At 66.9% G+C, this 9,621-nt stretch carries 15 protein-coding genes; 4 read left to right on the plus strand and 11 right to left on the minus strand.

Annotated elements, in window-relative coordinates; genetic code table 11:
- Positions 1–31: 31 nt before the first annotated feature.
- A complete protein-coding gene (locus F624_RS0101555) occupies positions 32–694 on the minus strand; it encodes a 4-carboxy-4-hydroxy-2-oxoadipate aldolase/oxaloacetate decarboxylase (RefSeq protein ID WP_273421773.1) in 663 nt (220 codons plus the stop codon).
- A gap of 14 nt (positions 695–708) precedes the next feature.
- Complete coding sequence (locus tag F624_RS32020; protein WP_031253828.1) at positions 709–1,593, minus strand: NAD(P)-dependent oxidoreductase; 885 nt, start codon at positions 1,591–1,593, stop codon at positions 709–711.
- A gap of 164 nt (positions 1,594–1,757) precedes the next feature.
- Between F624_RS32020 and F624_RS0101565 the strand changes: the two genes are divergently transcribed.
- Entirely contained in the window at positions 1,758–2,450 is a 693-nt protein-coding gene (locus F624_RS0101565; protein WP_051107297.1) for a GntR family transcriptional regulator, read from the plus strand.
- A gap of 68 nt (positions 2,451–2,518) precedes the next feature.
- On the opposite strand, the gene F624_RS33875 is transcribed toward F624_RS0101565, so the two are convergent.
- From F624_RS33875 to F624_RS35605, 3 genes are all read right to left on the minus strand, one after another.
- A complete protein-coding gene (locus F624_RS33875) occupies positions 2,519–2,677 on the minus strand; it encodes a DUF3309 family protein (RefSeq protein ID WP_043328040.1) in 159 nt (52 codons plus the stop codon).
- 31 nt (positions 2,678–2,708) lie between these two features.
- Positions 2,709–3,293 (minus strand): ferritin-like domain-containing protein, encoded by a 585-nt coding sequence (locus tag F624_RS0101575; RefSeq protein ID WP_019572498.1) that lies wholly within the window; start codon positions 3,291–3,293, stop codon positions 2,709–2,711.
- 84 nt (positions 3,294–3,377) lie between these two features.
- Positions 3,378–3,749 carry a hypothetical protein gene (locus F624_RS35605; RefSeq protein WP_019572499.1) on the minus strand — a complete coding sequence of 124 codons (372 nt, stop codon included), beginning with the start codon at positions 3,747–3,749 and terminating at the stop codon, positions 3,378–3,380.
- Positions 3,750–4,067: 318 nt separating this feature from the next.
- Here F624_RS35605 and F624_RS0101585 point away from each other — a divergent pair, with 318 nt between their 5' ends.
- The gene (locus F624_RS0101585; RefSeq protein WP_019572500.1) at positions 4,068–4,379 is read left to right on the plus strand and encodes a hypothetical protein; all 312 of its coding nucleotides are present in this window, start codon (positions 4,068–4,070) and stop codon (positions 4,377–4,379) included.
- A gap of 60 nt (positions 4,380–4,439) precedes the next feature.
- On the opposite strand, the gene F624_RS0101590 is transcribed toward F624_RS0101585, so the two are convergent.
- From F624_RS0101590 to F624_RS0101610, 5 genes are all read right to left on the minus strand, one after another.
- Positions 4,440–4,667: a glycine zipper 2TM domain-containing protein gene (locus F624_RS0101590; RefSeq protein ID WP_019572501.1), complete on the minus strand. Its 228-nt coding sequence runs from the start codon at positions 4,665–4,667 to the stop codon at positions 4,440–4,442.
- 141 nt (positions 4,668–4,808) lie between these two features.
- The gene (locus F624_RS0101595; protein ID WP_019572502.1) at positions 4,809–5,375 is read right to left on the minus strand and encodes a hypothetical protein; all 567 of its coding nucleotides are present in this window, start codon (positions 5,373–5,375) and stop codon (positions 4,809–4,811) included.
- 36 nt (positions 5,376–5,411) lie between these two features.
- The gene (locus F624_RS0101600) at positions 5,412–6,062 is read right to left on the minus strand and encodes a BON domain-containing protein (RefSeq protein ID WP_019572503.1); all 651 of its coding nucleotides are present in this window, start codon (positions 6,060–6,062) and stop codon (positions 5,412–5,414) included.
- Positions 6,059–6,697 (minus strand): sterol desaturase family protein, encoded by a 639-nt coding sequence (locus F624_RS33160; RefSeq protein WP_019572504.1) that lies wholly within the window; start codon positions 6,695–6,697, stop codon positions 6,059–6,061. Before F624_RS33160 ends, F624_RS0101600 begins: the two co-directional genes overlap by 4 nt.
- Positions 6,698–6,811: 114 nt before the next feature.
- Positions 6,812–7,543, minus strand: coding sequence for a Crp/Fnr family transcriptional regulator (locus F624_RS0101610; RefSeq protein ID WP_019572505.1), 732 nt, complete (start codon positions 7,541–7,543; stop codon positions 6,812–6,814).
- A 299-nt stretch (positions 7,544–7,842) separates the two neighbouring features.
- Between F624_RS0101610 and F624_RS0101615 the strand changes: the two genes are divergently transcribed.
- Together F624_RS0101615 and F624_RS0101620 are read left to right on the plus strand one after the other, a co-directional pair.
- A complete protein-coding gene (locus F624_RS0101615) occupies positions 7,843–8,223 on the plus strand; it encodes a hypothetical protein (protein ID WP_019572506.1) in 381 nt (126 codons plus the stop codon).
- A 32-nt stretch (positions 8,224–8,255) separates the two neighbouring features.
- Positions 8,256–9,143: a S1 family peptidase gene (locus F624_RS0101620; protein WP_337955884.1), complete on the plus strand. Its 888-nt coding sequence runs from the start codon at positions 8,256–8,258 to the stop codon at positions 9,141–9,143.
- Between the two features lie 271 nt (positions 9,144–9,414).
- Here the strand turns inward: F624_RS0101620 and F624_RS33880 are convergent, their stop codons facing one another.
- Positions 9,415–9,573, minus strand: a complete 159-nt coding sequence (locus F624_RS33880; RefSeq protein WP_019572508.1) for a DUF3309 family protein — start codon at positions 9,571–9,573, stop codon at positions 9,415–9,417.
- Positions 9,574–9,621: the final 48 nt, after the last annotated feature.

A 9,621-nucleotide genomic window follows, 5' to 3' on the forward strand; every position in this document is an offset into this window, starting at 1 on the left:
TCTGTCTCCTGTTTGTACTTGGCTGCCTGGCTCAGACCAGACCAAAGCGCTTGAGGGTGTCACCCAGGTTGAGCAACTCCAAGGTGTTGGACGTGCCCGCCTCGATGGCTTCGCGCTGTTTGATTTCCTTCTCCTCCCGCGCCAGGCTGTTTGCGATGGTCCTGTCCACTTCATCGTGAGCGACCACCACCAAACCATCACGGTCACCAACGACGATGTCCCCGGGACGGATCACGGCGTCGCCGATGCTGATCGGCACGTTCACCTTGCCGGGCTGGTTCTTGCCCGTCCCCTTGATCGACAGGCCACGGCAGAACACCGGAAAGCCCAAGTCAATGATCAGATTGGCATCGCGCACGCAGCCATGGATCACCAGCCCCGCAATGCCCTGCTTCATCGCTTGCAGCGTCAGCACGTCGCCCCAGGGGCCGGCCTCCATGAAGCCTTTGGCGTCGACCACCAACACGTCGCCGGGCCTGGCCTGCAGCACGGCGTAATGCAGCATCAGGTTGTCAGCAGGCCGAACATCCACCGTGAGAGCCGGCCCTGCCATGCGCACGGTCGGATCTATCGGTTTCATCCCGTGGTCGAAAGCGCCTTGGGCGCCCTGTGCTTCATAAATGGTGGCGGTGCCGAGGTCGCGCAGTTGGATGAGCTTTTCTTGGGAAATCATGGGAGTCCTTCGTTTTTGAATGAGGTGGGATTCAGTCAGGCCTTGCGGGCGTTGTTGGCCAGCAGCCAATGCAGCGCTTGGTCGATATCGGGGTCGGCCACCTCAAGTGGGTGGCTATCGAGCTTGCGCGCTGTATCGAGGAACCGTTGCTCTACCCCTGGCAGAACCAGTGAAGGCAGGCCTTGCGCCGCCAATACCTTGTTGGCGTCATGCACTTCATGGGCTCGGCGTTTGGCGTGGATCACATGCGTGCGAACCAGCATGTCAATGAAGCTGCGCAAAGGGGTCTGGTCGATATCGTTCAGTTGTTCATACAACTGCGCCCTGACACCTTGCTTCTCGGCGCTGGTCAACAGCTCCACGCTCAGGGCTTCCATGCCCTTGGTGAACACACTGCGCAGGATCTTGAGAGAGATGGCATCGCCAGCGGCGCCGCCCTGGATGACCTGAACACGGGCGCCCGCCTGTTCGAGCAGCGTCTTGAGTTCGTTGGCACCAGCCCCCGCGGCAAGCAAGGGGGTGCGTACCCAGTTCAGGCTGATGGCGCCCATGATCGCGGTGTCCACGTAGCGGACACCGCGTTGCACGGCCTGTTGGGCGGCCTCGCGTTTGATCTCCGGGCTGGCCGTGGTGAGGTCTGCCAGCCCAGCATTTGCCCTGGCGAAGCCCAGCACTTGTGATGCCACCTTCAAGGCCTGCTCACCTGTGACGCAAGACAGTACCCAGTCGGCCGCACCGAGCCATGCGCCAGGTGCCTCATGCACGGTGAGTCGACACTGAGCAGCCAACTGCAAGGCAGCCGGTGATGGCCGTGCCTCACACAACAATAGTTTGAAACCAGCTTCATGCAAAGGTTTGGCGTAGCACCGCCCCACCTCGCCAAGACCAATGATCGCGATTTGCGCAAGTTTTTGATTCATGGCGCAAGAATACAAAAAAAGTACAAAACAAGCTATTGAGTGCCGGGTAAACCCCTATAAAACCTCATTTAAGTACATTAACAGTACATATGTGGCGAAGAAGGCATGGCCGATGTGGCTTCTACAATCGGAGCAGGAAAACGTGAATGCAGGAACAGACCACGATGAGACAAGGCTCGGACAAAGCGTACGAAGTGCTACGGCAGCGTCTGGTGGGCGGCCACTACAAGGCTGGAACCCAACTCAAGGAAGAGCCGCTGGCGCGGGAGTTTGGATTGAGCAGAACACCCGTGCGTGCCGCCCTCAAGCGGCTGGTCGCCGATGGGCTGGCCACGGCGGATGCTGGCCAAGGCATTCATGTGGCCCAGTGGAGCGACTGGGACATTGAAGAGACGTTCCAGCTCCGGATGTTGTTGGAGCCGTATGCTGCGTGCTTGGCGGCAGAGCGTGGTGGGGTGGCATTGGTGACCCAACTCAAGGCCAGCAACGAGCAGATGGCCAACGCGATTGAGCGTGGCGGTGAGGGCGCTGTGGCGCAGATTCAGGAAGCCAACCGGAGCTTTCACCGCGCCTTGCTGGACGCCTCAGGTTCGCCTCGCTTGCAGACGATCCTGGAGACCATGATTGACATGCCCATCATCGTGCGGTCTTTCTACCTGTCCACTCGCAGCGAGTTGGAGCAAAGCTTGCACCATCACCAGGACCTGACGGTGGCGGCCACTGCCGCCGACGGAGAGTTGGCGAGACAGGTCATGCAGCTTCATCTGCGCATGTCCTATCACCGGTTCATGCAGCACCGGGATCAGTACCGAGCCGCCTCTGAAGGCACGAGGGCGTCTGGCACCGATCGACATTGAGCCGGCTGGCCGGCCCGGGCACATCGGCGGAGGTGTGCCCGTGATCAGACCGTTTTCAGCTGCCTGACCTAGATCCGCCCAAGCAGCATCAACACCAGCACCACGACCAGCACCAGGCCCACGCCCCCGCTGGGTGCATAGCCCCAGCCACGGCTGTGCGGCCAGGCCGGCACCACGCCCAACAGCAGCAGGATCAGAATGAACAGCATCAAGGTTCCGAGGGTCATGGCGTGGCTCCTGAAGGGATGGGTGGACGTGTCATAGTGCGAGCAGGGCGGGGCGTGCCGGCTGCTGCAGCGCAGCCTGCGGGGCGTGCTGCAGCAGGTCGGCCAGGTCGTCGGCGTGTTCTTCTTCCACGGCCAGAATGCCTTCGAGCAGGCGGCGTGTGGTCGGGTCTTGCCCGTGCAGGGCACCGATCAGGTGGCGGTAGCTGTCGATGGCGATGCGCTCGGCCACCAGGTCTTCGCGGATCATGTCGGTCAGACCCTCACCGGGCACGTACTCGGCGTGGCTGCGTGCCAGCAGGGTGGCGGGCGAAAAGTCAGGGCGCCCGCCCAACTGCACGATGCGCTCGGCCAGCTGGTCGGCGTGGGCCAGCTCTTCGTTGGCGTGGGCCAGAAACTCGGCCCCCACCGCCTGGGCGTGGATGCCGCGGGCCATGAAGTGGTGGTAACGGTAGCGCAGCACGCACACCAGTTCGGTGGCCAGCGCAGCATTGAGCTGCAGCAGCAGCTGTTCGCGGTCGGCCTGGTAGCCGGCCGTCACGGCGCCTTGCTCCAGGTGTTGGCGGGCCCGTTGGCGCAAGGCGCCCAGGTCCAGCGGGGCTTGCAGGGATTCGGTCATGGCAGTGCCTTTGCAGTTGAGGTGAAGGGGCAGGGCAGGGGGAGTGCTCCGCGCAGCCCTGGGCGGGGCCACGCGGTGGGGCTTTCAGCGAGCAGGTACGTACAGCACGCCATCGGCCGGCGCGCTGGTGCCACGGGCCCCGGTGTTGCCCTTGGCGCCGGTGGCACCCGTGCTGCCGGTGCTGCCGGTATCGCCTGTGGCGCCTGTGCCACCCATGGCGCCGGTGGCCCCTGACCCGCCGGTGGCGCCTGTGGCCCCGGTGGCGCCGGTGTAACCCGTGGCGCCGGTATAGCCGGTGTTACCGGTGTTGCCCGAGGCGCCAACTGGCCCCATCGAGCCCGTGGCCCCGGTGGCGCCTGCCGGGCCGGCGGGGCCGGCTGGCACGGAGAAGCAGCCCGCCAGGGCCAGGGCGGCAGTGGCCAGCGTCAGGGTCAGAAAAGTGCGTGTCGTGTTCATGGGGAACTCCTGTGAAGGCAGCCCGCTGCGGCGCGCAGGGCGCGCTGGCGGGGTGCAACCTTGATGGGGCTGCTGGTTGGCCGGGCACCGGGGCATCAGGCCGGTGTGGCGTCGGGGTGCCCCGCTGTACCCGCCCTTGGGGCTTGGATGAGCTAGGGTCGACCCGAGGTCCAGCCTCCACCTTGGGGCCAGGGCATGTGGCCGTCTGTGCGGCGGCGCCCCGAACCCCGTGTGGGCGGATCAGTGTGGGTTGACGCACAGACCCCCTGGCAGCGCTGTTGCAAATTGCGCCATCGTCAACAGCAGGGAGAAGAGGGTATGAATTCCATCGCAGCCACCTTGGCCGATTGCGACGATGTGCAAAGCCTGGCCACCACACTGGCGCAGGTGTGTGCCGCGTTCGGCCCGGTGGCCTACCTGCGCATCATGACCTTGTCAAACCGGGGGCAGCGCGAAGCGCTGTGTTTCATCCAACTGACCACACGGGCCAACGAGGCCGGTCTGGCCGCGCTGCTGCAGGCGACATGGGTGGATGACTTTCTGACCCTGCGCGTGCCGCTGGGTGGCGTCGATCACGCCTTGCTGGCGCAGTCTCTGGCCCCGTATCCGGGGGTGGCCATGACCAAGTGATCCGGGTGGCAGGCCGCCGTGTGGGGGGAGGGCAGGCCGCTCGCAGCGGCCTGCCCGTGTTCAGCGCTTGTCCTTGCCGACCTCATTGCCGATCACCGCGCCCACCGCTGCTCCGCCCACCGTGCCGATGCCGCTGCCCCCGGTCAGGATGGCGCCGCCCACGGCACCCACGCCGGCCCCGACCGCGGTGTCCTGTTGCCGGCCCGACATGCCGCTGCAGGCGCCCAGGCTGAGCAGAATCAGAGCGCTGGCCGACAAGGCCAGGGATTTTTGAGAAAGAAAAGTCATGTATTTCACCTGTTCGGGTTGATGAAGGCCCTGCCGGTTCCGCCCCGCGGGGGAGGCCCGGCGCCTGGGCCCGGAACCCCAGCATGGGCCGGGCTGTGCGCTCTGTCTGTGTCCTGGCCCACGTTGTGGCCCAGCCCTGGTTCAGGCGGCGGCGCGGGTGGCGCCGATGGGGCCCTTCGTGCCCATCGTGCCCACCGCGCCCACCGGGCTATGGCTGCTGTTGCTGGGCGGGGCCAGCAATTCGCGCACGCGGGCCACCTCCTCCAGGCTGCCGTGCACCACCAGCACGTACTGGTCGACCTGGAGCGCGGTCTCGTATTTGATCTGGGCGTCGGCCGGCACGCCCAGTCGCGTCAGCGCCGCGCCCAGGGCCGACAGCCCACCCACCAGGGCGGCGCCCTCCAGCACGCCGACCAGGGTCAGCACCACCGGGCCGGCCATGGCCAGCACGCCGATGCCGGGCAGAAAGAACACGGCAGGCGCCAGCAACAGGCTCCAGATGCCGCCCCAGAAAGCGCCTGTGGCGCCCCAGGCCTTCATCTTGTCGCCCACGGTGTAGAAGCCGGTGGGGTGTTCTTCGCTGTGGTAGCCCTTGCCCAGCAGGGACAGGGTCTTGAGGTCGATGCCCGCGCGCCCCAGGGTCTGCAGGGCAGTCTCTGCCTCCTGGTGCGTGGCGAAGATGAAGCCGGGGGCAAGGTGGTCGTTCATGAGGTGTCCTGAGGGAAGAGGGTTGCGGGCAGGGCTTCAGTCAAAGCTCAGTTCGTCGTGCACATGGCGCACGCCGGGCGTGTTCCAGGCGGCCTGCAGCGCCAGGCCATGCTCAGCCCAACTGTCCACTTCGCCGCTGAGGGTGACCGTGGCACCCTGCACCGCCACCGAGATGCGGCGTGCGTCGCCATGGGCGCGCCGCTGCAGGGCGCGTTCGATGTCGGCCGCCACGGCCGAGCAGTTGATCTGGGGCTTGACCGCGATCTCGTCGGTCAGGTTGCGCAGGCCCTGCAGGTGGCGCACGGTGGCCAGGGCCGCCTCGCGCTGGAAATCCCAGTGCACGACGCCGCTCAAGGTCATGTTGCCGTCTTCCACCAGCACATGCAGCGCCTTGGCGGGCAGCTGGCGCGTCCATTGCAGCGCCGAGATGGCGGCCCGCGCCAGATCGGAGTCGCTGCGCTCGGCCGTGCTTTGCAGCTGCACCTTCAGTTCCACCGCCAGGGCGCGCACGCCCTGCACGCGCTTGGCGGCGCGCTCGGCCTCCCATTTCTCGGAGAAGCTGTCCACCACCCCGCTCAGGGTGACCACGCCCTCGTTCACCCCCACGCCGATGTGGGCCGAGTTGATGGAAGGGTCGCCGGTCAGTTCGGCGACCACGGAGGCTTGCAGTGTCTTGTCGGGTGTCATGGTGAAGGTCCTTGGTGTGAGGTTTTGGAGGCATCCGCCGGGGCGCTACGCGAGGTGGTCGCACAGGGCTGGCGCTTGAGTGGGCCCAAGGCGGGGCCGGCCGTGCCCCACACCCCGTCCCAGAAGAAGGTGGTCACGCCAAAGCGGTGGTGTTGGCCCGGCAGGTGGTGGCTGGCGTGCCAGAGCTTGTAGCGGCGGACCCAGGGGCGTTGCGGGCGGTGGTGGTGGAGCGCATGGTGGGCCAGCGAGTACACGAACAGCCCGCTGAGCACGCCCGCCGCCAGGGGCAGGCCCTGCCAGGTGGGCAGCCAGGCCAGGCTGGGCAGCAGCACCAGCAGCCCGAAGGCCGAGGCGCTGATCACCGTGGGGCTGCAGATGCGTGCGGCCGGCCGGTCGTGGTGCATCTGGTGCCAGCGCCTGAAAGGGTCGAAGCCATGCAGCACGAAGCGGTGCAGCAGGTACTCCAGCAGGGTCCAGATCAGGGCCCCGAGGGCAAACAGCAGCACGCCCAGCAGGCGTTGCCCCGGGGGCACGGCCCAGGCCAGCCACAGGCTCAGGCCCATGGACGCGGCGCCATAGAACACCAGGTCGGCGTAGTAGGCCCGGGCACTGTGCTCCAGGTTCAAGAAGGCCATGGGTTTCCTTTGGCGGGTTGCGGGCTGGGGTGCGAGCCCTCAGCTTGGCGCCGCCGCAGCGTCGGGTCTGTGCGCTGTCGAACCCTGATCGGCCCTGGCCTGGCCGGGTGGGAATCAGCGTGCCGGCAGGTTGGGCAGCAGGCGGTCGTATTCGCGCTTGACCACCTGATAGCACTCGCAGGTGCGTTTCTCCAGGCCGGGGCGGTCCAGCACCGTGATGTGACCGCGGGCGTAGCGGATCAGGCCGGCGGCCTGCAGTTGCAGGGCGGCCCCGGTCACGCCCTCGCGCCTTACGCCCAGCATGTTGGAGATCAGCTCCTGGGTCATGATCAGGTCGGGGCCGCTCAAGCGGTCCAGGCTCAGCAGCAGCCAGCGGCACAGCTGCTGGTCCAGTGAGTGGTGGCGGTTGCACACGGCGGTCTGCGACATCTGCGTGAGCAAGGCCTGGGTGTAGCGCAGCAACAGGTGCAGAAAGGGCCCGGCGCGGTCGAACTCGTTTTTCAGTGTCGAGGCACGCAGGCGCAGGCCCTTGCCGGCACTTTGCACCACAGCCCGGCTGGGCGTGGAGTTGCCGCCCATGAAAAGGGCCACCCCCACCATGCCCTCGTTGCCCACCACGGCAATCTCGGCCGAGGCGCCGGTTTCCATCACATACAACAGCGAAATGATGGCGGTGGTGGGAAAGTAGGCGTAGTTCATCGTCACGCCCGACTCGTACAGCACCATGCCCAGGGGCAGGTCCACCGGCTCCAGCAGGGCCAGGATGGGCGCGAACTCGGGCGAGTCCATGGCCTCCAGCAGGTGGTTTTGCCTGTAATCGGCGGGGGTGGGTGAGACCTGGATCATGTGTGTTCCTCCCGGGCGCGCTTGGTTTGGTTGGTTGAGCGGATTGGCCGAAAGCGGCATCCGCACATTGGCGCCCCGCACCAGCGTAGTGCCTTTCCGCGAGATTAGATGTTCGCTAACGAACATATTGTTCAAAAACCTCGTCAGCGTTTGCCATCGCACCGACAGCACTCGGCGGCCGCTCCACCCTGGCTGCAGGCCCGAGCACGGCGCCCGGCGCCCAGCGCGGCGGGCCACCCTGCCCGGGCCCTGGATCGCTTTGATCTGCCACTCTGATTTGCTACTCAGGACACCTTGCCATGAACCACACCAAACCCCTGCATGACGGCGATGGCCGCGCCCATGAAGGCGCCGGCCCCGGCGATGTCGACCCCACCCTGGCCCACCACCCGGTGCGCGCCGCTCCGCACCCGCTGGATGCGCTGAATGGCCTGCTGCAGGATCAGGAGGCCCATGCCATGGCCTGGCTGGCCGCCAGCGCCGTACCACCCGGCGAGCCGATGCGTGTGCTGCGCGATTCGGCGCGGGAGCTGCGCAGCCAGGCCGAGCAGGCGCGCCGCCTGGTGCAGCGCCAGATCCAGGACCGCCCGCTCACCGCCGTGGCCCTGGCGGTGCTGGCAGGGGGTTGCCTCATGGCCCTGCCGCGTCTTTGGCACCTGGCCTTTTCTCCGCGTCGATGATGCAGGCCACGACTTCTGGCACGGCCTTGGCCGTGCCCGCCTCCGTCGCGCCAGAGTCTGTTGACGGCGCCCCTCGCCTGACCGGGCCCTCGGGCTGGACCAGTGCCGGCCGTGGCACGGAGTCTTTGTCGGCTCCTGCGCCGGACGAGACTGCGGCCCACAGCCCCACGGTCGACCCACTGTTCTTCTCCGTGCCCCGGGTCTCCACCCTGGCCGGCGAGCGCGGGCTCACGCATGCCAGCGGATTCTACTTTCAGCGCGACGGGCGCCTGTACCTTGTCACCAGCCGCCATGTGGTGTTTGACCAGGCCACCCGCCATGTGCCCGATCGGCTGGAGATCGAACTGCACCTGGACGGCACCAACCTGACCCGATCCACCGGCTTTTCCATCCCGCTTTATGTACAAGGCCAGGCCGTGTGGCGCCAGGGGAGCGACGGGGGGGGCGACATCGATGTCGCGGTGCTGGAGATCGAGCGCCGCAAGCTGCCGGCCTCGGTGGTCATCCGGGCCTTCACGCCGGCTCATCTGGTGAGCGACTTTGCCGAGGTGCCCGTCGGCGAGCCCCTGGTGGTGGTGGGCTTTCCGCTGGGCTTTCACGATGCGGTGCACCACCTGCCGGTGCTGCGCTATGCCATGGTGGCCTCGCCCTACGGCATCCGCTTTCAGGGCAAGGGCTATTTCCTGACGGATGCCCGCACCCACCGGGGCACCAGTGGTGCTCCGGTGGTGTCGCGCCGCCAGCACCCCAGCGCTGAGCAACAGGCCTTGCCCTGGCGGCTGTTGGGCGTGCACTCCTCGCGCATGGACATGGGCAACCGGGATCTGCTGCAGGACGAGTCGCTGGGCCTCAACTGCGTCTGGTACGCCGACATCCTGCTGCGCCTCACGGCCGACCCCAGCCGCTTCGGGGCGGGCTGAACAGGCCCGCTCCGCCCAGGCCCCTCGGCTGCGCTCGCTCAACCGCGTGGCGGGGCTGCTTCGGGGCCAAAGTCGGGGTGTTGGGCGGTCATGCTGCCCGGGCGCGGCTCGCTGCCAGGGCGGGAGTCACCAGGGTGCTCATGCTGAAGCGGCTCCGGTGAGGCCTGACCGCCAGCGTGCTGGCTGGTTGCATGGGCGTTTTGGTGCCGGCTTTTCTTGAGCGACAGCGTGGGGCGCGGCCGGGGCGCCGGGGCTGGCCGTGGGCGGGTGTTCACAGCCGCCCCGTCAGCCACAGGATCAGCAGCACGATCAGCAGCAGCCCCAGGCCTCCGCTGGGCATGTAGCCCCAGGCATGGCTGTGCGGCCAGATGGGCACGGCGCCCACGACCATCAGCACCAGAATCACCAGCAGGATGGCACCCAGGTTCATGTTCAACTCCTCACCCCCAGGGGGGTTCAGCCAGTGTGTGCCCTGGGC

The sequence above is a fragment of the Curvibacter lanceolatus ATCC 14669 genome (assembly GCF_000381265.1).
GTDB classification, from domain to species: domain Bacteria; phylum Pseudomonadota; class Gammaproteobacteria; order Burkholderiales; family Burkholderiaceae_C; genus Curvibacter; species Curvibacter lanceolatus.

What these genes read in the sequence shown, in the direction of transcription:
- F624_RS33875 (WP_043328040.1), bottom strand. Translation starts at nt 2,677, where the DNA reads ATGACCCTCGGAACCTTGATGCTGTTCATTCTGATCCTGCTGCTGTTG.
- F624_RS0101595 (WP_019572502.1), bottom strand. Translation starts at nt 5,375, where the DNA reads ATGAACGACCACCTTGCCCCCGGCTTCATCTTCGCCACGCACCAGGAG.
- F624_RS35605 (WP_019572499.1), bottom strand. Translation starts at nt 3,749, where the DNA reads ATGAACACGACACGCACTTTTCTGACCCTGACGCTGGCCACTGCCGCC.
- F624_RS0101565 (WP_051107297.1), top strand. Translation starts at nt 1,758, where the DNA reads ATGAGACAAGGCTCGGACAAAGCGTACGAAGTGCTACGGCAGCGTCTG.
- F624_RS32020 (WP_031253828.1), bottom strand. Translation starts at nt 1,593, where the DNA reads ATGAATCAAAAACTTGCGCAAATCGCGATCATTGGTCTTGGCGAGGTG.
- F624_RS0101610 (WP_019572505.1), bottom strand. Translation starts at nt 7,543, where the DNA reads ATGATCCAGGTCTCACCCACCCCCGCCGATTACAGGCAAAACCACCTG.
- F624_RS0101590 (WP_019572501.1), bottom strand. Translation starts at nt 4,667, where the DNA reads ATGACTTTTCTTTCTCAAAAATCCCTGGCCTTGTCGGCCAGCGCTCTG.
- F624_RS0101575 (WP_019572498.1), bottom strand. Translation starts at nt 3,293, where the DNA reads ATGACCGAATCCCTGCAAGCCCCGCTGGACCTGGGCGCCTTGCGCCAA.
- F624_RS0101615 (WP_019572506.1), top strand. Translation starts at nt 7,843, where the DNA reads ATGAACCACACCAAACCCCTGCATGACGGCGATGGCCGCGCCCATGAA.
- F624_RS0101600 (WP_019572503.1), bottom strand. Translation starts at nt 6,062, where the DNA reads ATGACACCCGACAAGACACTGCAAGCCTCCGTGGTCGCCGAACTGACC.
- F624_RS33880 (WP_019572508.1), bottom strand. Translation starts at nt 9,573, where the DNA reads ATGAACCTGGGTGCCATCCTGCTGGTGATTCTGGTGCTGATGGTCGTG.
- F624_RS33160 (WP_019572504.1), bottom strand. Translation starts at nt 6,697, where the DNA reads ATGGCCTTCTTGAACCTGGAGCACAGTGCCCGGGCCTACTACGCCGAC.
- F624_RS0101585 (WP_019572500.1), top strand. Translation starts at nt 4,068, where the DNA reads ATGAATTCCATCGCAGCCACCTTGGCCGATTGCGACGATGTGCAAAGC.